Annotated in this window: 28 protein-coding genes; 16 read left to right on the top strand and 12 right to left on the bottom strand. The window is 69.1% G+C overall.

The features are described 5' to 3' along the window. Positions 1-121: 121 nt before the first annotated feature. Entirely contained in the window at positions 122-772 is a 651-nt protein-coding gene (locus ABTV10_RS00630; protein ID WP_499031872.1) for a hemerythrin domain-containing protein, read from the top strand. 9 nt (positions 773-781) lie between these two features. Here the strand turns inward: ABTV10_RS00630 and msrA are convergent, their stop codons facing one another. Further along, the gene (gene msrA, locus ABTV10_RS00625; RefSeq protein WP_499031869.1) at positions 782-1,456 is read right to left on the bottom strand and encodes a peptide-methionine (S)-S-oxide reductase MsrA; all 675 of its coding nucleotides are present in this window, start codon (positions 1,454-1,456) and stop codon (positions 782-784) included. Between the two features lie 28 nt (positions 1,457-1,484). Beyond that, positions 1,485-2,660 carry an acyltransferase family protein gene (locus ABTV10_RS00620; protein WP_499031867.1) on the bottom strand — a complete coding sequence of 392 codons (1,176 nt, stop codon included), beginning with the start codon at positions 2,658-2,660 and terminating at the stop codon, positions 1,485-1,487. Between the two features lie 231 nt (positions 2,661-2,891). On the opposite strand from ABTV10_RS00620, the gene ABTV10_RS00615 reads away from it, so the two are divergent. The 5 genes from ABTV10_RS00615 (at position 2,892) to ABTV10_RS00595 (ending at position 6,694) form a co-directional block, all read left to right on the top strand. Continuing rightward, the gene (locus ABTV10_RS00615; protein ID WP_433608952.1) at positions 2,892-3,521 is read left to right on the top strand and encodes a superoxide dismutase; all 630 of its coding nucleotides are present in this window, start codon (positions 2,892-2,894) and stop codon (positions 3,519-3,521) included. A gap of 123 nt (positions 3,522-3,644) precedes the next feature. Beyond that, positions 3,645-4,508: an SMP-30/gluconolactonase/LRE family protein gene (locus ABTV10_RS00610; RefSeq protein WP_499031865.1), complete on the top strand. Its 864-nt coding sequence runs from the start codon at positions 3,645-3,647 to the stop codon at positions 4,506-4,508. A gap of 179 nt (positions 4,509-4,687) precedes the next feature. Further along, a complete protein-coding gene (locus tag ABTV10_RS00605; protein WP_499031863.1) occupies positions 4,688-5,215 on the top strand; it encodes a hypothetical protein in 528 nt (175 codons plus the stop codon). A gap of 276 nt (positions 5,216-5,491) precedes the next feature. Beyond that, positions 5,492-6,199, top strand: coding sequence for a TMEM165/GDT1 family protein (locus ABTV10_RS00600; protein WP_499031861.1), 708 nt, complete (start codon positions 5,492-5,494; stop codon positions 6,197-6,199). A gap of 9 nt (positions 6,200-6,208) precedes the next feature. Then, positions 6,209-6,694, top strand: a complete 486-nt coding sequence (locus ABTV10_RS00595; RefSeq protein WP_499031859.1) for a heme-binding beta-barrel domain-containing protein — start codon at positions 6,209-6,211, stop codon at positions 6,692-6,694. A gap of 7 nt (positions 6,695-6,701) precedes the next feature. On the opposite strand, the gene nrdF is transcribed toward ABTV10_RS00595, so the two are convergent. Continuing rightward, positions 6,702-7,658: a class 1b ribonucleoside-diphosphate reductase subunit beta gene (nrdF, locus tag ABTV10_RS00590; RefSeq protein ID WP_499031857.1), complete on the bottom strand. Its 957-nt coding sequence runs from the start codon at positions 7,656-7,658 to the stop codon at positions 6,702-6,704. A gap of 26 nt (positions 7,659-7,684) precedes the next feature. Here nrdF and ABTV10_RS00585 point away from each other — a divergent pair, with 26 nt between their 5' ends. Next, positions 7,685-8,173 carry a hypothetical protein gene (locus ABTV10_RS00585; RefSeq protein WP_499031854.1) on the top strand — a complete coding sequence of 163 codons (489 nt, stop codon included), beginning with the start codon at positions 7,685-7,687 and terminating at the stop codon, positions 8,171-8,173. After that, positions 8,139-9,557 (top strand): amidase, encoded by a 1,419-nt coding sequence (locus ABTV10_RS00580; RefSeq protein ID WP_499031852.1) that lies wholly within the window; start codon positions 8,139-8,141, stop codon positions 9,555-9,557. Before ABTV10_RS00585 ends, ABTV10_RS00580 begins: the two co-directional genes overlap by 35 nt. Positions 9,558-9,596: 39 nt before the next feature. Here ABTV10_RS00580 and ABTV10_RS00575 read toward each other — a convergent pair whose 3' ends face one another. Then, a complete protein-coding gene (locus tag ABTV10_RS00575; protein ID WP_499035246.1) occupies positions 9,597-10,322 on the bottom strand; it encodes an ankyrin repeat domain-containing protein in 726 nt (241 codons plus the stop codon). Between the two features lie 2 nt (positions 10,323-10,324). Next, positions 10,325-10,915: a GlcG/HbpS family heme-binding protein gene (locus tag ABTV10_RS00570; protein WP_499031849.1), complete on the bottom strand. Its 591-nt coding sequence runs from the start codon at positions 10,913-10,915 to the stop codon at positions 10,325-10,327. A 138-nt stretch (positions 10,916-11,053) separates the two neighbouring features. Between ABTV10_RS00570 and ABTV10_RS00565 the strand changes: the two genes are divergently transcribed. From ABTV10_RS00565 to ABTV10_RS00555, 3 genes are read left to right on the top strand one after another with little or no spacing between them, the layout of a single operon-like run. Continuing rightward, positions 11,054-12,202, top strand: a complete 1,149-nt coding sequence (locus tag ABTV10_RS00565; RefSeq protein WP_499031847.1) for a sensor histidine kinase — start codon at positions 11,054-11,056, stop codon at positions 12,200-12,202. Beyond that, positions 12,199-12,819 carry a response regulator gene (locus ABTV10_RS00560; protein WP_499031845.1) on the top strand — a complete coding sequence of 207 codons (621 nt, stop codon included), beginning with the start codon at positions 12,199-12,201 and terminating at the stop codon, positions 12,817-12,819. The genes ABTV10_RS00565 and ABTV10_RS00560 overlap by 4 nt, the downstream gene beginning before the upstream one ends. A 3-nt stretch (positions 12,820-12,822) precedes the next feature. After that, positions 12,823-13,362, top strand: coding sequence for a hypothetical protein (locus tag ABTV10_RS00555; RefSeq protein WP_499031843.1), 540 nt, complete (start codon positions 12,823-12,825; stop codon positions 13,360-13,362). Here the strand turns inward: ABTV10_RS00555 and ABTV10_RS00550 are convergent. Both ABTV10_RS00550 and ABTV10_RS00545 read right to left on the bottom strand, forming a co-directional pair. After that, on the bottom strand, positions 13,354-13,812 hold the full coding sequence (locus tag ABTV10_RS00550; protein WP_499031840.1) for a hypothetical protein: 459 nt from the start codon (positions 13,810-13,812) through the stop codon (positions 13,354-13,356). The genes ABTV10_RS00555 and ABTV10_RS00550 overlap by 9 nt on opposite strands. Before the next feature lie 24 nt (positions 13,813-13,836). Further along, on the bottom strand, positions 13,837-14,289 hold the full coding sequence (locus tag ABTV10_RS00545) for a PadR family transcriptional regulator (protein WP_499031838.1): 453 nt from the start codon (positions 14,287-14,289) through the stop codon (positions 13,837-13,839). Between the two features lie 376 nt (positions 14,290-14,665). Here ABTV10_RS00545 and ABTV10_RS00540 point away from each other — a divergent pair, with 376 nt between their 5' ends. From ABTV10_RS00540 to ABTV10_RS00525, 4 genes are all read left to right on the top strand, one after another. Next, positions 14,666-15,199, top strand: coding sequence for a DUF3558 family protein (locus tag ABTV10_RS00540; RefSeq protein WP_499031835.1), 534 nt, complete (start codon positions 14,666-14,668; stop codon positions 15,197-15,199). 137 nt (positions 15,200-15,336) lie between these two features. Further along, positions 15,337-15,582 carry a hypothetical protein gene (locus ABTV10_RS00535; RefSeq protein ID WP_499031833.1) on the top strand — a complete coding sequence of 82 codons (246 nt, stop codon included), beginning with the start codon at positions 15,337-15,339 and terminating at the stop codon, positions 15,580-15,582. A gap of 55 nt (positions 15,583-15,637) precedes the next feature. Beyond that, positions 15,638-16,165: a DUF3558 domain-containing protein gene (locus ABTV10_RS00530; RefSeq protein WP_499031831.1), complete on the top strand. Its 528-nt coding sequence runs from the start codon at positions 15,638-15,640 to the stop codon at positions 16,163-16,165. A gap of 16 nt (positions 16,166-16,181) precedes the next feature. Then, positions 16,182-16,550 (top strand): hypothetical protein, encoded by a 369-nt coding sequence (locus tag ABTV10_RS00525; RefSeq protein WP_499031829.1) that lies wholly within the window; start codon positions 16,182-16,184, stop codon positions 16,548-16,550. A gap of 102 nt (positions 16,551-16,652) precedes the next feature. On the opposite strand, the gene ABTV10_RS00520 is transcribed toward ABTV10_RS00525, so the two are convergent. After that, positions 16,653-17,651 carry a GlxA family transcriptional regulator gene (locus ABTV10_RS00520; RefSeq protein WP_499031827.1) on the bottom strand — a complete coding sequence of 333 codons (999 nt, stop codon included), beginning with the start codon at positions 17,649-17,651 and terminating at the stop codon, positions 16,653-16,655. A gap of 69 nt (positions 17,652-17,720) precedes the next feature. Between ABTV10_RS00520 and ABTV10_RS00515 the strand changes: the two genes are divergently transcribed. Beyond that, the gene (locus ABTV10_RS00515) at positions 17,721-18,671 is read left to right on the top strand and encodes an NADP-dependent oxidoreductase (RefSeq protein WP_499031825.1); all 951 of its coding nucleotides are present in this window, start codon (positions 17,721-17,723) and stop codon (positions 18,669-18,671) included. Positions 18,672-18,752: 81 nt separating this feature from the next. Here the strand turns inward: ABTV10_RS00515 and ABTV10_RS00510 are convergent, their stop codons facing one another. From ABTV10_RS00510 to ABTV10_RS00495, 4 genes are all read right to left on the bottom strand, one after another. After that, positions 18,753-19,580, bottom strand: coding sequence for a hypothetical protein (locus ABTV10_RS00510; RefSeq protein ID WP_499031822.1), 828 nt, complete (start codon positions 19,578-19,580; stop codon positions 18,753-18,755). A 74-nt stretch (positions 19,581-19,654) separates the two neighbouring features. Continuing rightward, positions 19,655-20,257, bottom strand: a complete 603-nt coding sequence (locus ABTV10_RS00505) for a TIGR03086 family metal-binding protein (protein ID WP_499031820.1) — start codon at positions 20,255-20,257, stop codon at positions 19,655-19,657. A gap of 87 nt (positions 20,258-20,344) precedes the next feature. Continuing rightward, on the bottom strand, positions 20,345-20,977 hold the full coding sequence (locus ABTV10_RS00500) for a DUF6308 family protein (protein ID WP_499031818.1): 633 nt from the start codon (positions 20,975-20,977) through the stop codon (positions 20,345-20,347). A gap of 1 nt (position 20,978) precedes the next feature. Next, on the bottom strand, positions 20,979-21,566 hold the full coding sequence (locus ABTV10_RS00495) for a hypothetical protein (protein ID WP_499031815.1): 588 nt from the start codon (positions 21,564-21,566) through the stop codon (positions 20,979-20,981). Between the last annotated feature and the right edge of the window lie 110 nt (positions 21,567-21,676).

Raw genomic sequence — 21,676 nt, 5'->3', positions numbered from 1 at the left:
TCCCGGGTGGCTCCGGTCCTAGCCTGAAGAGGGGGTCGCGTCGAGTAGCTCGCGACCACCGGAGACCGTCATGAACGGAAGATCCATTCAAAAGTCCACTGCGCCAGCGGATACCACGCTGATGGGGGTCACCCACGACGCCCTACGCCGGGATCTCGGACGCACCGACGACGTCCTGCAGGATGCCCGGATCGACGACCGGCAGCGCGGTGCCGTCGCCGACCACATGCAGTGGATGATGGCGTTCCTGCACGCGCATCACCGGGCCGAGGACCGCAGCCTGTGGCCGCTGGTGCGTCGCACCGACCCCGCGGCCGCGGCGGTGCTCGACCGGATGGATGCGGACCATGTCCGGATCGCGCCCGAGATCGATCGACTCGCCGCCGCCGCGATGTTCCACGACGAGGGCGCACCCAGCGCGAGAACCGAATTCACGAGATCACTCGCCGCCCTCGAGGAGGTGTTGCTGCCACACCTGCGGCGGGAGGAGGACGAGGCGATGCCGGTCGTGTCCCGAGCCCTCACTGCCGCGCAGTGGGACGACTGGGACCGCGCCGAGAACATCGATCCCAAGTCCAAGTGGGAGCTGGGGATCATCGGCCAGTGGATGGGCGACGGCCTCGACCCGGAACGCTTCGAGAAACTCACTCACACGGTCGGTCCGGTCACTCGGTTCGTCCTCCTGCACGCGTTCGCAGGCCCGTACCGCCGCGCCTGCGCGGTGCGGTGGGGACCCGACGTTCCCGTCGGGCCGCTGGAGATCCCGCGCTGACCCGTCCGGTCAGGCGCCCAGTCCCACAGGGCAACTGACGCCCGTCGCGTGGACGGGACAGTAGCCGCCGGGGTTCTTCGCGAGGTACTGCTGGTGGTAGCCCTCGGCGTAGTAGAACGTGGTGAGCGGCGCGATCTCGGTGGTGATCACCCCGTAGCCGGCGTCGGCGAGGCGCTTGCCGAACATCTCGGCGGTCGAGTGCGCGACCGCGTTCTGCTCGTCGGATTCGGTGTAGATCACCGACCGGTACTGGGTGCCGCGGTCGTTGCCCTGGCGCATCCCCTGCGTGGGGTCGTGGTTCTCCCAGAACTGCTTGAGGATGCCCTCGTACGAGATCACCTTCGGGTCGAACACCACCAGCACCACCTCGGAGTGCCCGGTGCGCCCCGAACACACCTCCTCGTAGGTCGGGTTGGGGGTGTAGCCGCCCGCGTATCCGACTGCCGTCGAGTACACGCCGTTCAGCTGCCAGAATTCCTTCTCCGCGCCCCAGAAGCAGCCCATGCCGACCACGGCCGTCTGCATGCCCTCCGGGAACGGCGGCGTCAGCGGGTGGCCGTTGACGTAGTGGGCGTCGGGCACCGCCATGGGCGTCTCGCGGCCCGGGAGGGCCTGATCCGACGTGACCATCACCGATTTCGCGCGGGCGGTGCCGCCGTCGAAAATCTCATCGAACCAAGACATGGCTCGATGCTACGCGCGGTCGGGGGTATTACACCTGGCGCAGGTCGGCCGCCGGACTGGCCTGCTCGGAGCCCTCTTCCGGCGCCGGTTCGCGCGGTTCCCGGCCGATTCGCCGGGTGCGCGGCGACAGCCACCGGGCAGCCGGCACCTCCACCCACCGGTAGAGCACCTCCGACACGGCCGCGGTGACGAGGAGAAAGACGATGACCGCGCCGGTACGGCCCAGCGGGCCCACCGTGTTCTCGTAGACGCGGTACAGGATCAGCGTGTGGACCAGGTAGATGGCGTAGCTGCGGGTGGCGGTCCACCGGATCACCGACCACCGGGTGGGCCGGCCACGGTAGCGGCCGAGGACGAACACCAGTGCCGTGACGACCGCGATGGTCCACAGGTAGCGGTCCCCGGCCCAGTAGACGCGATTCTCGGAGGCCAGGCGCACCACCTCGATCTGGGCGAGCACCCCGACGAGCAGCCAGCGCCAGTCCACCAGGCGCGCCCACCCGAGGTACATGAGCTGGCCGAGGAACACCGTCGGCAGCGTCGCCGCGACCTTGGAGAGCATCGGCACGGTGTAGGGCTGCGGGATGAAGAGGTTGTAGATGAGCATCAGCGCACACACGGCCGCGCCGATGAGCGGGACGACGACGGGGCGCGCCCGCAGCACCGGCCGCAGGGCGACGCAGTACACGTAGAAGAACACCTGGACGACGAGGGTCCACGTGACGCCGAGGACCGCGACCTCGGGCCGGAGGAAGAAGCCGCCCAGCACGAAGCTGAGCGCGGCCTCCGTGTTGGAGATGCCCGGCTGGCCGCTGAACATGCCGTTGATGCCCAGCCGCACCAACAGGATGGCGGCCGCGATCGCGACCCAGAACGCCGGCAGCAGGCGCCCGACCCGGTCGAGGAGGAAGCGTCCGGGGTGGTGCCGCATCGCCGACCGGGTGATCACCGCACCGGTGAGCGTCATGAAGATCGCGACGCCGACGAACGACAGGTGCTGGTTGAGGTTGAGACCGTCGACGAACACCGCGTAGACGCCGTCGATCAGCCACCATCCGGAGCCGAGGTCGTCGATCAGATAGAACGAGATGTGCGAGTAGATGACGGCGAGAACAGCGATGGTGCGGAGCAGGTCGGCGCCGGACAGTTCTACTCGAGGTGCCACCTCTGCCCGCGGATGTGCAGCACGCGTCTCGGAAGGCACCACGCGATATTAATGTTCCGTTCACCTCGGGGACCAATTGCGAGGGCTGTCCGCAATGCCCGGGAGACGCGTTGCCGCACCCGATTACGGTCACCCGAAATTATTTGTGTGGTTAGGACCACCCTCAGCGAGACTGTTGCGCAGGGTGTACCAATGAGATTGGGTTGTCCCCAGTACGACTCATCAAACGCACACGTCACAGGGCGCCACGCCCCTGAGGAAGGGAATCTCGTGTCTGTTTACACGCTGCCCGATCTCCCGTACGACTACGCCGCCCTCGAGCCCCACATCTCCGGCAAGATCATGGAGCTCCACCACGACAAGCACCACGCGGCGTACGTCGCCGGCGCCAACGCCGCCCTCGACAAGCTCGCCGAGCTGCGCGAGGCCGACGCCGTCGCCCCCGTGGTCAACCTCCACGAGAAGAACCTCGCCTTCCACCTCGGCGGCCACACCAACCACTCGGTGTTCTGGAACAACCTCTCCCCCGAGGGCGGCGACAAGCCCGACGGCGAACTCGCCGCCGCGATCGACGACTTCTTCGGCAGCTTCGACGCCTTCCGCGCCCACTTCTCCGCCAACGCCAACGCCATCCAGGGCTCCGGCTGGTCCATCCTCGCCTGGGACTCCATCGGCCAGCGCCTGATCATCGTCCAGCTCTACGACCAGCAGGGCAACATCAGCATCGGCCTGACCCCGCTGCTCATGCTCGACATGTGGGAGCACGCCTTCTACCTCGACTACCAGAACGTCAAGGGCGACTACGTCAACGCCTTCTGGAACATCGTCAACTGGGCCGACGTCGCCGACCGCTTCGCCAAGGCACGCACCCAGACGGCCGGACTCATCGTCCCCGCCTGATCCGAGATCGCTCCCCGGAGCATCTCTTCGACGCCGCGCCCGGTCCGCCGAGCGCGGCGTCGCTGCATTCCGACCCGTCCCACAACCCCCATCGACCAAGCGCTCGCTAGGTATGGTTGAGCTATGACGGACATCACAACCGAGACCATCGCGTCGGGCCTGGCGTTTCCGGAGTGCCCGCGCTGGCGGGAGGGCCGCCTGTGGTTCTCCGACATCTACCGCGGCGTGGTCGTGCGCCTCGATCCGGCGACCGGTGACCTCGAGCAGGTCACCGAGGTGCCCGGAGAGCCCGCCGGCCTGGGCTTCCTGCCCGACGGCCGCCTGTTGGTCGCGTCCGTGCAGGACCGCAAGATCTATGTGCTCGACGAGACGGGCAGGCTGCAACAGCACGCCGACCTCCATGCCATCGCGTCGTGGCACCTCAACGACATGGCGGTCGACGCCCGGACCGGACGCGCGTACGTCGGCAACTACGGCGACGACAGCGCGCCGCCGGCACCGCCGTTCCCGGCCGATCTGGCGATGGTCGAACCCGACGGCACCGCCCACGTCGTGGCGGAGCAGATGCTGTTCGCCAACGGGATGGCGATCACACCGGACGGGTCGACGCTGATCGTCGCCGAGACGCGGGCGACGCCGGGGCGACTGTCCACCTTCGCGATCGAGGCCGACGGCAGCCTGGTGAACCGTCGGGTGCTCGTCGAGTTCGACGACCCGCGCGTGATGCCGGACGGCATCGCGCTCGACGCCGAGGGCGGGGTGTGGGTGGCCTCCCCGTTCAGCCAGGAGGTGATCCGGGTGAGCGCGGGCGGCGAGATCACCGCGCGGATCGCGGTGCCGCATCCGTACGCGGTCGCGCTCGGCGGCGCGGACGGCCGGGACCTGTTCGTGTGCACCGCCGACACGTGGGTGCCGGAGGAGGCGCTCCGCATCGGCGGCGGCGCTATCCGACGCCTGCGAGTCCCGGTTCCCGGCCCTGGCTTCTGACCCGACCGATCGCCCCGCTGGCACTCGGGACCCCTTGTGTGCCAGCACCGCCGAGGCGCATGCTCGAGGTACCCAACGAGGTGTGGACGACGTGTCAGCCGGGCGGGCTCCGACCATCGGAGCCCGCCCGGTTGCTCCCGCCCCGCGGGGGTCCGGGAGACCGGAGAATCGAGGCCGAGATGAACGAGCACGAATACGTCGGCGTCGCGCCCTTCCACGCAGAGGGCGACCTGCGCGGCTTCGTGATCTCGGGACGCTGGCCCGAGACCACACGGGAGTGGGCGCAGCTGCTCGCGCTCGCGGTCCGCGTCGCGTCCCTACCGGGTCTGCTGGCCACGTCGACGGTGTTCGGCGCGCGGGAGGAGCTGCCCGACGATCCCGAACCCGGCACCGTCGGCCTGATCGTCGCGGAGGGCCCGGTGCTCGGCGACCGGGCGATCACCCCGGGCCGGTTCGCGGCGCACCAGCCACCCGCACTGCTGATGTTGCACCCGCCCACCGAGACCGTCCCGTCGCTACCCGAGTGCATCGGTGCCGCGTCGGGCTGTGTGCTGCTGCCCGGCCTTCCGCACCTCGGGCTCGAGCACCGGGCGGCCTGGGTCGAGGCGGAAGCGGACGGCACTGTGACATCGATGATTTCGCGTGTGGGAATCGATCCGATCAGCGATCCCGACACCGCAGTTCTGGCCATGCTGCTGGCCGCGTGACAGGAAGCGGAAGACGAAAGTTCGGGATTCCAAACTTATTGCGGCCTTTGTACTTTCGCTGATCCGGGGTTATGGTTGCCTCAGCGAAGGGGAGTAGCCCCCAATCGCTGGGTCGACATACTGGCCGGCACCTCGCAGTGTCCGCCCGGCTCAGCGAACCGGATCTTCACCGGTGGGCGAGACCTTCGGCCGCGAACGCATCCGTCGTGTTCGGGGCCGGAGGAAGGTTTCCCGACATCCTCCGAGAACGAGAAGTCCGGAGGAGGTCCGAAGAACGTGCTGGCCGCGATCCTGCTGAGTTTCGGCGTCATCTTCGTCGCCGAGTTGGGCGACAAGTCCCAGCTCATGGCGATGACATTCGCGCTGCGCTACCGCTGGTGGGTCGTCATCGGCGGCATCACCGCCGCCACGACGCTCGTCCATCTCGTGTCGGTCGGCGTCGGCCACTTCCTGGGGGCGGCGCTGCCGACCACTGCGATCTCGATCGTCGGCGGCATCGCGTTCGTGATCTTCGGCCTGTGGACCCTGCGCGGCGACAGCCTCTCCGACGAGGAGGAACAGAAGGCCCGCAAGGTCACCGGGTCGGCCTTCCTCGCGGTCGCGTCGGCGTTCTTCCTCGCCGAACTCGGCGACAAGACGATGCTCGCCACCGTCACGCTCGCCGCCGACAACGACTGGGTGGGCGTGTGGATCGGTTCGACGATCGGCATGGTGGCCGCCGACGCGCTCGCGATCGTCGTCGGCGCGCTGCTCGGCAAGCACCTGCCCGAGGCCTTCGTCCGGATCGGGGCCGCGGTGCTGTTCTTCGCGTTCGGTGCGTGGCTCGTGCTCGAGGGCGTGTTTCCGGGCAGCCCGGCCGGCCCGATCACTGCCGGTGCCATCGTCGCGTTCTCCGCGGCCGGCGCAGGTGTCCGCCGGCTGACGAGGGGTGCGCGCCGCACCCCCGCGGCACCGGAACCGCTCGACGCGCCCCCCGCTTCCTAGACTGGTCGTATGGATCAGACGCAGACCGAACTGCTGGCACCCCTCGGTGATCTCGCGGTCTTCGCGGGACGGTGGGTCGGCAGCGGCGCCGGCCACTACCCCACCATCGACGACTTCACGTACGACGAGGAGATCGAACTCGCGCCGAGCGGAAAGCCGTTCCTGTTCTACCGGTCCCGGACCCGCAAGCCCGGCGGCGGGCAGCCGATGCACACCGAAACCGGTTACCTGCGGCTGGCCGACGGCGTCGTCGAACTGCTGGTGACGCAGCCGACCGGGTTCGTCGAGATCCACCGCGCCGAGCTGGCGGACGGTGTCCTCGACTTCGCGCAGCACACGCTCGAGTCGTCGCCCGCGGCCAAGCCCGTCCACGCGATCCGCCGTCGCTTCGAACTGTCCGACGGGGGCAGCGCGCTCGGCTACGACATGTGGATGTCGTTCGACGGCGTCCCGATGACGCATCACCTGCGCGCCGACCTGCGGCGCGCGAACTGATCGCGCCTCAGAAGTCCCAGTCTTCGTCCTCGGTCGGCTTCTGCTTGCCGACGACGTAGGCGCTGCCGGCCCCGGAGAAGAAGTCGTGGCTCTCCCCCGACCCGGGGTCCAGCGACGCCAGGATCGCGGGGTCCACCTCGCAGTCGGCGGCCGGGAACAGCGGCTGGTAGCCGAGGTTGGCCAGGGCCCGGTTGGCGTTGAACCGCATGTAGGACAGCACCTCCGGGGTCCACCCGACACCGTCGTACAGGTCGGCGGCGTACCGAACCTCGTTGTCGTACAACGTCTGCAGCAGCTCGTAGGTGTAGTCGCGGTGCCCGGCCCGCGCCCCGACCTCGAGGTGACCCAGTGCCTGACGACACTTGTAGCCGATGTAGTACCCGTGGACCGCCTCGTCGCGGATGATCAGCCGTATGAGGTCCGCCGTGTTGGTGAGCTTGCCGCGGCTCGCCCAGCGCATCGGCAGGAAGAAGCCGCTGTAGAACAGGAACGACTCGAGCATCACCGACGCGGCCTTGCGTTTCAGCGCGTCGTCGCCGCGGTAGTAGTCGACGACGATCTGCGCCTTCCGCTGCAGGTGCGGGTTGTGTTCCGACCAGTCGAACGCGGCGTCGATCTCCCGCGTCGAGCACAGTGTCGAGAAGATCGAGCTGTAGCTGCGGGCGTGCACCGACTCCATGAACGCCATGTTCGTCAGCACTGCCTCCTCGTGCGGGGTGACGGCGTCGGCGATCATCGCGACGGCACCCACCGTCGCCTGGGCGGTGTCCAGCAGGGTCAGCCCGGCGAACACCCGGATGGTCGACTGCCGTTCGGTGTCGGTGAGCGTCTCCCACGACGCCAGGTCGTTCGACAGCGCGATCCGCTCGGGCAGCCAGAAGTTGCCGGTGAGCCGGTCCCACACCCGGACGTCCACAGGATCGGGCACCCGGTTCCAGTTGATCGCGTGTGCTCGCCTAATCACGCTCGCTCCCGTCACGTGCGTGGCGTGTGCAACTCCATTATCCGTGCTCGGAACGAGTTCGCGAATCTGAGCGTGCTCCCCGCCACACCGAGATCGCCGCGGCGGTCGAATCCGCCCACGACGCCTGGTACGGCGTGGCGGAGGACGGCGTCGGCGAGGGTGAATTCAATTCTGGTGTCGATATTTTCGAGTTCCAACGCATGATGCACGAGTGCGTGTTCATGTCGGTGCGCTGGCATCGCCGGACGCTCGCCCAGGACATCGACTCTCGCACCGAGACCCTCACGACCATGTTCATGGACGGATTCGGGCCGGCCCCGCGGGGGGTCGCGGGCGCGACGGGGTCCACGGGCTCCACCACCGCCCCGGCGCCGTCGGACGACATCCGCGCGGAACTCGATTTGCTGCGCACCGAAGTGCGGGCGATCCGCGAGGGCCGAACCCCTCCCCAACCGCGGTCGCGGCTCCTACACTCCGGACATGGCCGACAACACCCGCATCCACGCTTTCCGTGACGACGCCCTCGGTGACCTCGATGCCACCGGCGTGGCTGCGCGCATCGCCGCCCGCGAGGTGTCGGCGCGGGAAGCGGTCGAGGCCGCCATCGAGCGCGCCGAGTCCGTGCAGGGCGCCCTGAACGGCATCCAGACGCGCGACTTCGAGCGGGCGCTGCGGCAGGCCGACACCCCGCGCGGCGGCGTCTTCTCCGGGGTGCCGACGATCGTCAAGGACAACGTCGACGTCGCCGGCCTGCCCACCGGGCAGGGCAGCGCGGCGTTCGCCCCTGTCCCGGCCCGCCGGCACAGCGCCGTCGTCGAGCAGTTCCTGTCCACGGGTGCCGTGTCGATCGGCAAGAGTCGGCTGCCCGAGTTCGGGTTCAGCGCCACCACCGAGTACGCCGACGCCGATCCCGTCTGGAACCCGTGGAACACGGAGCACTCGTCGGGGGCGTCGTCGGGTGGCTCGGCCGCGCTGGTCGCCGCGGGGGTGCTGCCGTTCGCGCACGCCAATGACGGCGGCGGATCCATCCGTATCCCCGCTGCCGCGTGCGGTCTCGTCGGCCTCAAGCCCACCCGCGGGCGCACGGTCCCGGACGCGATGGACAAGACCATGCCGATCCGGATCATCACCCAGGGTGCGGTCACCCGGTCGGTGCGCGACAGCGCCCGGTTCTACGCGGCCGCCGAACGCTACTACCGCAACCCGAAGTTCCCCCCGATCCGGCTGGTCGAGGGGCCGGGCTCGACGCGCCTGCGGATCGGCGTCATCGTCGACTCGGTGACCGGGGTGCCCACCGACGGCGAGACCCGCGACGCGGTGCGGTCCACCGCCGACCTGCTCGACAAGCTCGGCCACCACGTCGAGGAGGCGACCCTGCCGGTCGGCGAGGAGTTCATGCGCGACTTCAAGCTGTACTGGGGCTTTCTGTCGTTCGCCATCCTCACCGGTGGCAAACGGATGTTCGGGCCCACCTTCGACCCGGCGAGGACCGACAACCTCAGCCGCGGGCTGGACGCGATGTACCGCAAGCAGATGATCGAGACCCCGCGCATGCTGTACCGGATGCAGCGGACCGCCCGCGCCTACGCGCGGATGTTCCAGACGTACGACGTCGTCCTCTCCCCGGTCCTCAGCCACACCACACCGAAGCTCGGGTATCTTTCCCCCGCACAGGATTTCGACACGCTGTTCGACCGCCTGGTGACTTACGCGGCCTTCACCCCGCTCAACAACGCCTCCGGCGGGCCGGCGATCTCGCTGCCCCTGCACCAGACCTCGACGGGCCTGCCCCTGGCGTCGCACTTCTCCGCCGCTCACGGCGACGAACGCACCCTCCTCGAGTTGGCCTTCGAACTCGAGGCGGCGAAGCCCTGGGCGCGGATCCAGGATCCCGCCTGACCGGGATCCACGGCACGCGTCCGGGCCCGCGGGGCGCCGTCAGTTCCCGTCGGGCGCCGTCAGCAGCGTGACGATGTCGCGCTGTCCGCGGTTCTGCGCGTTCTGCAGTGCGGTGAGCCCCCGCGCGTCGCGGATCGCCGGGTCGGCACCGGCGTCGAGCAACTGCGTGACGACGTCGACGTAGCGGGCCGAGCCGTCGCCGTAGACGATCGCCTCGAGCAGCGCCGTCCAGCCGGGGTCGTTGATGTGGTTCACCGGCACCCCGGCGCGGAGCAGGATGCGGACCGTCTCGACGTGCCCGTGCTCGGACGCCGGGATCAGTGCGGTGCCACCGAACCTGTTGGTGCTGCGCACCTCCGCGCCGTGCGACAGCGTGGCGAGCAGGATCTCGTCGAGGCCCTCCGCGCCGGCGTACAGGAACGCCGAATCCTGGATGCCGTCCTTCGCATTCACGTCCGCACCGGCGTCGATCAGCGCCGTGGCCGCGGCGACCGCGTTCGCCTTGGTCGCCTCCACGAGCGGCGTCCGGCCGGCGTCGGCGCGGGCCTCGAGGTCGGCGCCGCGCTGCAGCGCGTCCCGCACCCCGGCCGCGTCGTTGCCTCGTGCCGCGACGAAGAGCTGCCGCTCGAGTTCCGGGGTCGACACTGGTGTGGGCACCGAATCGGATGCGGTCGCGGAAGACGTTGTGGTGGGCTGTGTCTCGCCGACACCACCGGTTCCGCAGGCCGCCGCCGTCAGCGCGACGGCGGCCAGCAGGACGGCCATCCTCACTGGAGGCTCCCGGCGATCTCGGCGAGACCCGCCGCGGCGCAGGCCTGGTCGGCGTTGCCGTCGGGGGCGCCGCCGACGCCGATGCCGGCGATGGACGCGTTGCCCGCCTTGACGCTCACGCCGCCGGCCAGGAACAGGGTGCCGGGCAGGTCGGCGATCGTCGGGCCGTCGCCCTTCACGCGACCGGCGAGGTCGGAGGTGTTCGCGCCGAACGCGGCGGCGGTGTAGCCCTTGGCGCGCGACGCCTCGACGGTGTGCTCGGCCGCGTTGTCGCCGCGGAGCATCGCCTGCACATTGCCGAACCGGTCGACGACGGACACGGTGACGAAGCCGAGGCCGTCGGCCTGGCACTTGGCGAGCGCGGCCTGCGCGGCGCGTCCGGCGGTGGACACCGCCAGGCGGTTGGCCGTGACGGTGCCCTTCTCGGCGTCACCAGGCTTCTGCGTCGACACCGCGGCGGGCGCCACCTCGGTGGTCGTCGCGGAGGCCGCGGCGTCCTCGGTGGATCCGCACGCCGTCGCGGCCAGGAGGGCCACGGCGGGGATGGTGATGGCGAGGGCGCGGGGCAGGCGGCGGGAGGTGTTCATCGGGGGCCTTTCGGACGGGGGAATCGAACGAGTCGAGCCTCGCCCGGACGCGGGGTCGACGGCATCGGCCGCGCGGCCACCGCCAGATCATCCGAATGGCCGATACCGGGCCGCGCAGCCGTCCGTAGGATCAGCCCGATGCAGGCTGACGAGGGCAACACCGACTTTCGCGGGCCGCTCGGGCTCGCGATCCACCTCTCGTTCTACGTGCTGCTCGCGGCGTCGACGGCCCGCTACCTCACCTATCACGGGGTGAGCGGCCGGTGGCTGGTGGTCGCCGGCCTGATCGTTGTGCTGGCCGCGCTGTACGCGGTGGTCGTGGTGCTCTCCCGCCGCGGCGGCGCGTGGCAGCCGTGGGTGTGGCCGGTGCTGACGTCGTGGGTGGCGCTGGTGTGGCTGGCGCCGAGCTTCGCGTGGACGGCGTTCCCGATCTTCTTCCTGTGCACGCGGGCGTTCCCGCGGTGGGCGGCGTACCTGATCGTCGCCGCGCTGGCGGTGTTCGCGGGCATCGAGTTCGCGTCGTTCAGCGGCCGCACCGAGTGGGCGGTGCTGCTGGCGCCGCTGTGCACCGGCGCACTGATCGTCCTCGCGTACGGGCAGGTGGAGCGCGACAGCGCCGAGCGCGAACGCCTGCTCGGCGAACTGGTCGAGGCCAAGTCGCGGCTCGCCGAGACCGAGCGGGAGGCCGGGGTGCTGTCCGAGCGCGAGCGCCTGTCCCGCGAGATCCACGACACCATCACGCAGGGGCTCACCAGCGCGCTGCTGCACCTCGAGGCGGCCGACGAGGTGTGGGAGCGGTCCGGGCCACGGGCCCGCGACGAGGTGCGGGTGGCCACCCGCTCGCTGCGCGAGAATCTCGCCGAGACCCGCAACCTCGTCCACTACCTCAGCTCCCCCGACCTCACGACGCAGACACTCGACGCCGCGCTGCTCGCCGCGGTCCGCGGATACGTGCCGTCGGCGCAGTTGCGGGTGATCGGTGAGCCGGTCGGCCTGCCGCCGGACGTCGAGCACGCTTTGCTGCGGATCGTGCAGAGCGCAGCGTCGAACATCCGACGGCACGCCGACGCGCACACTGTGGGGGTGACCCTGACGTACCTGCCCGACGCCGTCGCCCTCGACGTGTTCGACGACGGCGTCGGCTTCGCGGTGGCCGAGTCGGCCGGGTTCGGCCTGCCCGCGATGCGGCAGCGCGTCGAGGCCCTCGGCGGCACCTTCACGGTGGAAAGCGCGCCCGGCGAGGGCACCGTCGTCGCGGCGCAGATCCCGGTCGGGGGCGCGTCGTGATCTCGGTGCTGCTGGTCGACGACCACCTCGTGGTCCGGGCCGGGCTGCGGGCGCTGCTCGATTCACAGCCCGACATCGAGGTGATCGGCGAGGCCGACACCGGTGAGGACGCCGTCGCGATGGCCGCGGACCGCACCCCCGACGTGGTGATGATGGATCTGGCGCTCGGCGCGGGAATCGATGGGGTGGAAGCGATCCGGCGGATCCGCGCGGCTCGACCCGACCAGCCGGTGCTGGTGTTCACCACGTACGACACCGACGCCGACGTGGTGCGCGCGCTCGACGCCGGAGCGATCGGCTACCTGCTGAAGGACTCCGCACCGCAGGACATCTTCGGCGCGATCAGCGGCGCTGTCGCGGGCCGCAGCGTACTGTCGCCGCCGGTGGCGTCGCGGGTGCTGGACCGGATGCGACGCCCCGACCAGGCGCTGACGGCCCGGGAGGCCGAGTTGTTGAGCCTGCTCGCCGAGGGCCTGACGAACAAGGAACTCGGCAAGCGACTGTTCATCAGCGAGGCCACGGTGAAGACGCACCTCGCGCACATCTACGCTAAGCTCGGCGTCGACTCGCGGGCCGCCGCGGTCGCGATCGCCTTGCGGCGGGAGGGGATTCGCTGAACGATGTCCGACTTCTCCTCGATCCGATGTCAGGGTGTTCCCACGCTCGAGCACCTCGATCTCGGCGTGCTCGATACGTATCGATTCGCCGACGGCGGCGGGTTCCCGGAGTCCTATCGCGGGTTCGTTCGCAGTCTCGGCTGGGGCCGGCTGTTCGGGCTGTGGCTCGTGTACCCGCCCGTTCTCGAGGGTTACGCGGACGGCTGGCAGGCCCGGAGCCGGATCCTCACCGAGCGGCTCGGCGAGGCCTACCGCGACGGGCAGGACGAGGGGTACGACTGGATGGTCGAGCCGGACGGCGACTGGTCGCTGGTCGACTCGCTGCGGGTCTTCGCGATCAGCGAGAACGGGGACGTGCTGCTGTGGGACACCGCCGTTCGCGATGGTCGCGGCGAGTTCCCGGTGTACTGCTCGCAGGGGATGAATTCGCTGCGGCTGCTCGGGCCGTCGCTGGACGCGGCAGCGCCGGTGTTGAGGGCCGAGGTGCTGTCCGGTGAATCCGAGTTCGACTTCGAACCCCTCGCGGCGCAACGACTATCGTGACCGCCCGAACCAGCGCCGCTTCGGCGCGGGGCGAGACAGGTCGATCGCCACGTCGACGAACGACTGCACGTTGTCCTCGGGTCCATTGTCGACGCGCTTGAACGCCTTGCCGATCGGGTCGGCGAACGTCCCGTTCGGCAGTTCGATGCCGGGCCATCCACCGAGTTCGGCGGGCGGATCGACCCATCGGCCGCCGGCGTGGCGGACCAGCAGTTCCCCGAGGTAGGCGCCGAACTTGACGACGAGTTCGGCGAGGTAGTCGCTGCCGCCCTCCTGTTCGCGGATCTCGCCGAGGTAGCCGTCGACCTCCCCCGCCGAGGCGATCGTGAACGGCAGATCGTGCCCGGTGTTGGCGCGCACCGAGACCGAACATGCCTGCGCGAGTGCGGGCATGTTCTCGACGGTCGGTGGAGCGGGCAGGCGCATCGGCCGGCCGGAGTACGGGGTCATGGACAGAACCTATCGGGGGATCGCTCAGTTCTCCGTCTCAGGCTCCGTGGTGTCACTCGAGCCGTCGGCGTCACCCGCCAGGATCAGGTACAGCGCGCGTCGGGCGTCGGTGAGCACTTTCTCGGCGGCGGCGAGTTGGGCTGCGGTGCCGGACGCCTGGACCTGTCGGGCGGCGCCATGCAGATCGTGCAGCGGTCCTCGCAGGTCCGACCCCGATCCGGCGAATGCGAATGGGTCACCCCAGGATTCGGCGTTCTGCTCGACGAACTGACGTCCCTCGTCGGTGAGCGTGACGAGCTTGCGGCCGCCCTCGGCGGTCGTGCGGACCAGTCCTTCGTCCTCCAACTGCTGGAGCGTCGGGTAGATCGCGCCGGCACTGGGACGCCAGGCACCGTTGGTGCGGTCGGTGATGGTCTGCATCAACTGGTACCCGTACATCGAGTCCTCCTGCAGCAGAAGCAGGACGGCTGCGCGCACGTCGCCGCGGCCCGCCCGGCGCGAACCACCACGACCTCGAGGTCCCCCGTGGCCACGACCACGGCCGCGCCCACCACGCATGCCGGGCCCTCGCTGATCTTCAGCGTCGAACGGGCGGTGATGGCGGCGCTGACGGCCCATCCCCTCACCCCAGGCAGGGTGTCCGTGCATGTCTTCGGGCCCTCGCCGGTGATTCATGTTCCTCATCGGTTTCTCCTCTCGTTCTTAACCGACACACTCACGATATATCGTGATCGTATCTTTGAAAAGGGTGGCGCGGGTCACCGCACTCCACGACGGGGATCTTCGATGGAACCGGGTGCCGCCGCGATGCGTCTGATCCAATGGGCGAATCGTCACGAAACGAGGGGGAAGCGTGAGGTCACTGACGCGGTGGGGTGTCGCGGTCGTCGCGGCAGTCGGGGTGCTCGGAGCGGCCGGCTGCGGGTCGACAAGTATCGAGGGGCAGGCGGAGACGCCGAAGCCGGAGGCCGGGGAGCCGGCGTTCGACCCGTGCAGCATCCCGGACGACGCGTTGCGGGCGGCGGGGGCGGATCCAGCGTCAGTCACTCGCGATATCGTCGGCGTCAAGCAGCCGGGTTGGAGCCTGTGCCGGTGGCGCGGACCCGACTACTTCGTCACGGTCTTCGCCACAGGCCTGTCCATCGACACGATTCGCTCGGATGAGCGCTTCACTGACTTCACGCCGGTCGATCTCGTCGGGCGTGAAGCCTTGACATTCCGCGAAACGACCGACCGGCGGAACGAGTTCTGCGACGTGCTCTTCACCTCGGGCTCTGACACCTTGATGATCAAGTCGAGTTATCTCACTGGGAAGACGCCGCCGGAAGGTCCGTGCCCCCTGGCGGTTCGCAACGCTCAGGCCCTCGAGTCCTCGATCCCCCGCTGACCGGAAGGCTGAAGATGAACAGCTCCTCATGGGGTTCAATCAGCGAATTGGTCGATGCAGGTGAGCTCTACATGGAACCTGGCGTTGCCGAGAAATGTGCGCAGCGATGCACTGAACTTGTCAACGATCTGGAACTGATGCGAACCCAGGCGTTGGATCTCGCTCGCATCGACGGACTGGGCCACCTCCCCTCCGGAATCGCCCTCGCCCGCAAGTTCGAGCGCAAGGCCACCGGCGGCGAGTACCCGCTCGACCAGGCGCTCGCCGACCACATCACCGTCGTCGGACAGATGAAGTCGGTGTTCGAGAAGATCGCGCAGAACTTCACCGCGACCGAGGAGTCGAACGCGCAGCGGTTCACCGGTATCGAATCCGGGCACTGATACACAGCCGAAGCGCACCAACGGAATCCGACACCGAGACGGGGTTTGGGAGAGCATGAGGAACACCGGGCGATACGTCATTGCGGCCGCAGTCGCCGTCCTTGCCTTGGCCGGCTGCGGGTCGACAAGTGTCGAGGGGCAGGCCGAGACAACCAAGCCGCAGGCCGGGGAGCCGACCTTCGACCCGTGCAGCATCCCGGACGATGCGTTGCGTGCGGCGGGGGTGGATCCGGCATCCGAATCCCGGGATATTCTCGGCGTCAAGCAACCCGGCTGGAATCTGTGTGACTGGGGCGGTGACGGTACGGCGATCACCGTCTTCGTCACAGCACGTGGCCTCGACGAGGTGCGCACAAGCGACCGTTTTACCAACTTCACTCCCATCGAACTGGGCGGTCGCGAAGCCTTCACATTCCGCGAGGTAACCGATACGCGCAACGAGTACTGCGACGTCGTCTTCACATCCGGAACCGACACCGTGATGATCAAGTCGGGCTACTTCGCTGGAAAGACGCCTGCCGAGGGACCGTGCCCTCGCGCGGTTCAGAACGCCCAGCTCCTCGCTCCATCGATCCCCCAATGACAGGACGACAGACTCGATGAACGGCAATCTGTGGAGTGCACTCGGTGCACAGGTCGATTCCGGTGAGCTCTATCTCGAACCAGACGTTGCCAAGCAGTGTGCGCAACGCTGCGCCGAACTTGTCGCGGAACTCGACCAGATCAAGCGCGGCGCAGCGGGCCTGAGCCGTATCGACGGCTTCGGCACACTTCCCTCCGGCACAGCGCTAGCCCGCAAGTTCGAGCAGAAGGCGTCGGGCGGCGAGTACCCGCTCGACCAGGCGCTCGCCGAGCACATCACCATCGTGGAGCAGATGCAGTCGGTGTTCGAGAAGATCGCGCAGAACTTCACCGCTACCGAGGAGTCGAACGCGCAGCGGTTCACCGGGATCGAGCACGGTCGCTGATACTCGACCACGCCGGCCTCGGCAGGCTCGTCGAGCTTGTTTCTGCCGCTCGGCGTGGGCAGCGATAGCGACAGGCGTCGGCTGACGCCGGATCCGCGGTGCTCATGGTCCGCCTGGCGCCGCGGGTTGGACCCGGAACGTGTTCCGGTATGCCTGCGGAGACACCCCGATCGCGGCGTGCAGGTGCTGCCGCAACGACGCTCCCGTGCCAAAGCCGACCTCCATGGCGATCCGGTCGATCGGAAGGTCGCTGGTCTCCAGGAGGTGGCGGGCGCGGTGCACGCGTTGCTGGATCAGCCAGCGGCCGGGGCTCGTCCCTGTCTCTTCCTGGAAGCGGCGGGCGAACGTGCGCGGGCTGGTCCGGGCGTGAGCGGCCAATTCCCGCAGGGCGATTGGCCGGTCGAGGTGCTCCAAGGCCCAGGCGCGGGTCGCGGCGGTACTGCTCGCTTCCTGCGGCGGCACTGGCTGGAGGATGTACTGGGCCTGGCCGCCCTCGCGCCAGGGCTGTACGACGCAGCGCCGAGCGACATCGTTGGCGACTGCGCTGCCGTGATCGGAGCGCACGATGTGCAGGCATACGTCGATCCCGGATGCGGCGCCCGCCGAGGTGAGTACGTCGCCGTCGTCGATGAACAGCACATCAGGGTCCAGGGCCACCCGGGGGTACATCCGGCGGAAGCGCTCGGCCAGCGCCCAGTGTGTGGTCGCGGGACGCCCGTCGAGCAGTCCGGCGGCGGCCAGGATGAACGCGCCGGTGCAGATGGAGACGATGCGGGTGCCGGGGCGGATGCGGGTGAGCGCGGCCTGGAGCGATTCCGGCAGATCGGCTGTGATGCGGTGCAGGTCGTACGGCGGGATGACGACGGTGTCGGCACTTTCGAGTGCCTCAGGTCCGTGCTCGACGGTGATCGTGAAGTCGGCGTTGGTCGAAACCGTTCGATCATCGGTCGCCGCGCACGTCAGCACCTCGTATGCGCCCTCGACTCCGGGGAAGACCCGGTTGGGGATGCCCAGTTCGAAGGGGTACACGCCGTCGACGGCGAGGACGACGACGCGGTGCGGCGCCTTGTCGGGACTGCTGCGGTCCTCCATAGCGGGCATGGCAGGATTCTATCGAATGTTGTCCATCTTGCCATTTCGCAGTTCAGGGCGCCGCCGCATGATTGATCCATGACCAAGAACACGATGCGGGCCATCAGCCAAGACACCCTCGGAGAGCCCGACGTACTCCGGCAGATCGAGCTCGAGCGGCCGGAACCGGGCCTCGGTGAGATCCTCGTCGCCGTCCACGCCGCTGGTGTGAACCCCACCGACTGGAAGCACCGCAGGTTCGCCGCCTTCCTCGGCGAGCCCCCCTTCACACTCGGCTGGGACGTGTCCGGCGTCGTCGAGGCCGTCGGACGCGGCGTCTCCCTCTTCGAGCAGGGCGACGAGGTGTTCGGCATGCTGCCCTACCCGCATGGGGCCGGTTCGCATGCCGAGTACGTCGTCGGCTCCGCCCGCGCCTTCGTGCCCAAGCCCGCCGCCGTGGGGCACATCGAGGCGGGCGCTCTGCCGCTGGTGTCGCTCACGGCCTGGCAAGCCCTCGTCGACACCGCTCGAGTGCAGCCGGGGCAGCGGGTGCTGGTGCACGCGGCGGCGGGCGGCGTCGGGCATGTTGCAGTGCAGATCGCCAAGGCTCGCGGCGCGCACGTCATCGGCACAGCGTCGGCCTCCAAGCAAGATTTCGTGCGAGGCCTGGGCGCAGACGAGGTCATCGACTACCGCACAGAGGATTTCGTGCAGGAGGCGCGCGACATCGACGTGGTCCTCGACACGCTCGGCGGCGACGACCGGCTGCGCTCGTTGGAGACACTCAGGCCGGGAGGCGTTCTCGTCTCGATCTTGCCCAGCGACTTCGGGGAGGTCACCAAGCGGGCCGCCGAACTGGGTGTGAACGCCAAAGCCATGCTGGTCCAGCACGATCAGGCGGGCATGGCTGCGATCGCCGCGCTCGTCGACTCCGGGCAATTGCGGGTGCATGTATCGGGCACCTACCCGCTCGCCGAGGCTGCGAGGGCTCACGCACAGGGCGAGACGGGCCGAGTCACGGGCAAACTGGTGCTCGCCGTCCGCCCGTAGGGAAGGGCTTCGCCACGCGATCCCAACCCGGTGGCGGTGGACGATGCTCTCCGCTACCTGTCAGGCCGTCGGTGACGCGCCCTAGTTCTCGGTGAGCTCCGCGAAGTCCTCCGTGTAACCGAGGAGCAGCACCGACGAGCTGCGAAGCACGTCCCCGAGCTCGGTCCAGGCGTCGGCGTCACCATGCCCGTACAGCTCCCGCAGATCGGCGATCAGCGCGTCGACGTCCCGTTGCGCGGGATCGAGGACGTTGAGGAACCCGAGCGTGGACGCGCCGATCCCGACGAGCGCGTACCCGTGCCGCTCGCCCATCCGGCGCGCCACCGCGTGGCTTTCGAAGGGCGTCCAGTCGCAGGCGAAGTAGCCGTTCGGGAGGTCGGCGAGCAGATCGGTGTCGTCCGCGGTCGGCAGGCACTGCACCACGTGCACGTCGTCCACCACCAGGCCCGGGTCGCGATTGAGCGCCACCAACGCCTCAATGTCGCTCGGCTCCGTGACGAGCGAGCTGCTCACGTCCTCCCACCGCACAGCCCGGCCTGGATCTCGGAGCGCCGCTCTGGCCGACTCGAACACCGCGGTGTCGTAGGCGGCCAGCGCGTCGTCGGTGTCGTCGTCCGGGTACGCGACGTCCCCGTCCAGATCGTGCTTGTTGCGCGCGTGTCCGCTCGTGTACAGGCACTGGTTCGGATCGTCGAGCGTCAGAAAGCACCGGCCGTCACGGCGATGCGCCGCCTCGACCCGCGAGAACGCCGCGAGCAGCGCATCGAACGACTGTGCGTCGGTGATGAGCGCGACGCTGAGCCGGTTCACGCCGCGGTGCCCCTCGTCCGGCAGCGCCTGAAGGACCGCGCCCTCCACCTCGCCGTAGTCCACCGGCTGTCGGGTGCCGGATACGGAGCTTTCCGCCATCGCTGCTTCCTCCATCAGGGATCGGTCCCGCGTCGTGTCGATCCATGATCGCCCAATTCTCCGGCGGCGGTTACCTACCCGCCGACGACCTCCCCGGACGGCGACCACTGCGGATCGCGGCCCGCGTACCCGAGGAGCCGGTCGAGGTCGGGCGCGTCCGCCGGGACCGGGATGACGGGACCGTAGAGACCTTCGCGGCCGGCCTCCTCGCCCGGCACCGACATCGCGGCCGCGAACCCCAGACTCGCCTCCACACTGGCCGGATCGGACTCGAACGGCTGCCCGGTCGCGCGGGCGAGATCCCATGCGTGCAAGACGAGTTCGTCGATGGCCACGGCACCCATGGCCGCCGCGGGCAGGGTGACGCCCCCGGCCTCGGCTTCCCCCTGCCAGGCCTCGGGGTCCCGCCACGCAGCGGCCAGCGCGTCGAGTTGCCGGCGCAGCTGCGCCCGCCAGCCCGGCGGCAGCTGCTGCGGCCGGCCGGAGCCGTCACCGGGAAACGGCGCCTTGCTGGCGGCGGCCGTGAACGCGTTCGTCAGCTCGAGGAAATGTCGGAGCAGATCGGAAACCGACCACTCCGAACAGGGTGTCGGAAGATCGAGCTGTTCGTCGCGAATGCCCTCGGCTACGCGAGCCGCCTGCGCCGCCGCCGGCCCCAGGTCGTATTCGATCGTCATGCGTGCCTCCCTCGGTCGATTCTCGTCTCACAGGTATCGACCAGACGGAAGCGCGAAACTCATCGGCCCCCAAACAGCGACCGGGCGTCAGTTCGGGGCCTTGAGCTGCATCCACGCGAGGACGTCGAGCACCCGCAACGCCGGAACCGAGTCGTCCAGCCCCGCGGCCGATCGCAGTGCGACGAGACGGCGATGAAGCTCCCGGTCGTTCGCACGCAGCGCCTGCCGCACGGCCTCGTAGTGGGCTTGCTTGGCGCCCAGGACTTCGCCGATCACGCGGTCGTAGATCGGGAACAGTCGCGGCCGCTTCCGTGCGATCAGCTTCGACGCGACCGTGCGGCCCACACTCGGCACCGTCCACAGGGCGGCCTCGAGGCGGCACACCGGCGACTCGGGCGTGAGCTCGTCCTCGTCGACGAGGTCACGGTCGGGCCCGACCGCGGACAGCAGTTCCGCGAACTCGCCGCGCCGCTCGCGAAGGATGACGTCGGCGCCGTCCGGGGATACCTCGACGGTCAGCAGGGTGACCGCAACCAGGTCGTCGGCGGTGAAGACGTCCGTGTCGCGCTCGCGGGTGCCGGTGCTGTCCCACGTGTCCCAGAGGGCGCCGCTGCGAAGCCTCCCGGTCTTCACCCAAGGCGCACGGAAGTACTGCTGCAGTACCTCGACGGCGGCATTGTCGTCGCCGGCGGCGAGAACCTTCGGGAGCCGAATTGGCATGTCACGCATCCTCTTTCATGGCGTCGAGGACGTGCTGCGCGAACCACCGGTTGTGGTACTGCGCGTACGGGCCACGACCCTTGCTCACCAGCCGCTCGGCCAGAGGGCCGATCGTCGTCTCGTCGAGCGGCAGTTCGAAGAACTGGTCGTCGGCGCCCTCGTCGGAGAGGAACCAGTCGATCAGCACACCGTCGCCGTCCGCGGACGCCAGCGTGGTCTGCTTGAAGCGCAGCAGCGGGTTGGCCATCGCCAGGCCGTCGATGCTGTATCCGGTGCGGCGCATCAGCGCGGACAACGACGTGTACAGCACGGTGCGGAAGTCGACCGTCTCCCCGTTCTCCGTGTACCGCTCCACATAGAGCACTTCCATCGGGCCGATGTTGAGCGTGAACAGCCGCTCGCGCTCGGCGGTCTTGTTCGTGGTCGGGAGACAGCTCAGCGTCCACTCGTCCACCTCGCACGAGGCCGGGTCGTCGAACGCCGACGCGAGATATCCCCCGACAAGATCGACGACGACCTCGAAGAACGGTTCCGTCTGCAGCAGCTTGAAGTTCTCCGCGCTGGCGGACGGATTGATCGCGATACTCATGGCTCGATCCTGCAGGGAACGGTTCACGAACGGGAACTCAGGTACCGCTCGCGGGCCTCGAGCGTGCCGTGAATTCCCGTTCGGCGCCCGCCCACCCGTAATCCAGTGGG

The sequence above is a fragment of the Paraburkholderia sp. RHO2 genome (assembly GCF_050955445.1).
Lineage (GTDB): Bacteria > Actinomycetota > Actinomycetes > Mycobacteriales > Mycobacteriaceae > Prescottella > Prescottella agglutinans_A.
The sequence above is the reverse complement of the archived record's forward strand: the minus strand, read 5'-3'. Positions and strand labels throughout refer to the sequence as shown.

Excerpts from the sequence above, each read along its gene's own strand:
- ABTV10_RS00525 (WP_499031829.1), top strand. The coding sequence starts at position 16,182 with ATGAACGGCAATCTGTGGAGTGCACTCGGTGCACAGGTCGATTCCGGT.
- msrA (WP_499031869.1), bottom strand. The coding sequence starts at position 1,456 with ATGTCTTGGTTCGATGAGATTTTCGACGGCGGCACCGCCCGCGCGAAA.
- ABTV10_RS00535 (WP_499031833.1), top strand. The coding sequence starts at position 15,337 with ATGCGAACCCAGGCGTTGGATCTCGCTCGCATCGACGGACTGGGCCAC.
- ABTV10_RS00520 (WP_499031827.1), bottom strand. The coding sequence starts at position 17,651 with ATGCCCGCTATGGAGGACCGCAGCAGTCCCGACAAGGCGCCGCACCGC.
- ABTV10_RS00570 (WP_499031849.1), bottom strand. The coding sequence starts at position 10,915 with ATGAACACCTCCCGCCGCCTGCCCCGCGCCCTCGCCATCACCATCCCC.
- ABTV10_RS00515 (WP_499031825.1), top strand. The coding sequence starts at position 17,721 with ATGACCAAGAACACGATGCGGGCCATCAGCCAAGACACCCTCGGAGAG.
- ABTV10_RS00610 (WP_499031865.1), top strand. The coding sequence starts at position 3,645 with ATGACGGACATCACAACCGAGACCATCGCGTCGGGCCTGGCGTTTCCG.
- ABTV10_RS00565 (WP_499031847.1), top strand. The coding sequence starts at position 11,054 with ATGCAGGCTGACGAGGGCAACACCGACTTTCGCGGGCCGCTCGGGCTC.
- ABTV10_RS00555 (WP_499031843.1), top strand. The coding sequence starts at position 12,823 with ATGTCCGACTTCTCCTCGATCCGATGTCAGGGTGTTCCCACGCTCGAG.
- ABTV10_RS00495 (WP_499031815.1), bottom strand. The coding sequence starts at position 21,566 with ATGAGTATCGCGATCAATCCGTCCGCCAGCGCGGAGAACTTCAAGCTG.
- ABTV10_RS00575 (WP_499035246.1), bottom strand. The coding sequence starts at position 10,322 with ATGGCCGTCCTGCTGGCCGCCGTCGCGCTGACGGCGGCGGCCTGCGGA.
- ABTV10_RS00630 (WP_499031872.1), top strand. The coding sequence starts at position 122 with ATGGGGGTCACCCACGACGCCCTACGCCGGGATCTCGGACGCACCGAC.
- ABTV10_RS00550 (WP_499031840.1), bottom strand. The coding sequence starts at position 13,812 with ATGACCCCGTACTCCGGCCGGCCGATGCGCCTGCCCGCTCCACCGACC.
- ABTV10_RS00580 (WP_499031852.1), top strand. The coding sequence starts at position 8,139 with ATGGCCGACAACACCCGCATCCACGCTTTCCGTGACGACGCCCTCGGT.
- ABTV10_RS00595 (WP_499031859.1), top strand. The coding sequence starts at position 6,209 with ATGGATCAGACGCAGACCGAACTGCTGGCACCCCTCGGTGATCTCGCG.
- ABTV10_RS00530 (WP_499031831.1), top strand. The coding sequence starts at position 15,638 with ATGAGGAACACCGGGCGATACGTCATTGCGGCCGCAGTCGCCGTCCTT.
- ABTV10_RS00500 (WP_499031818.1), bottom strand. The coding sequence starts at position 20,977 with ATGCCAATTCGGCTCCCGAAGGTTCTCGCCGCCGGCGACGACAATGCC.
- ABTV10_RS00505 (WP_499031820.1), bottom strand. The coding sequence starts at position 20,257 with ATGACGATCGAATACGACCTGGGGCCGGCGGCGGCGCAGGCGGCTCGC.
- ABTV10_RS00510 (WP_499031822.1), bottom strand. The coding sequence starts at position 19,580 with ATGGCGGAAAGCTCCGTATCCGGCACCCGACAGCCGGTGGACTACGGC.
- ABTV10_RS00605 (WP_499031863.1), top strand. The coding sequence starts at position 4,688 with ATGAACGAGCACGAATACGTCGGCGTCGCGCCCTTCCACGCAGAGGGC.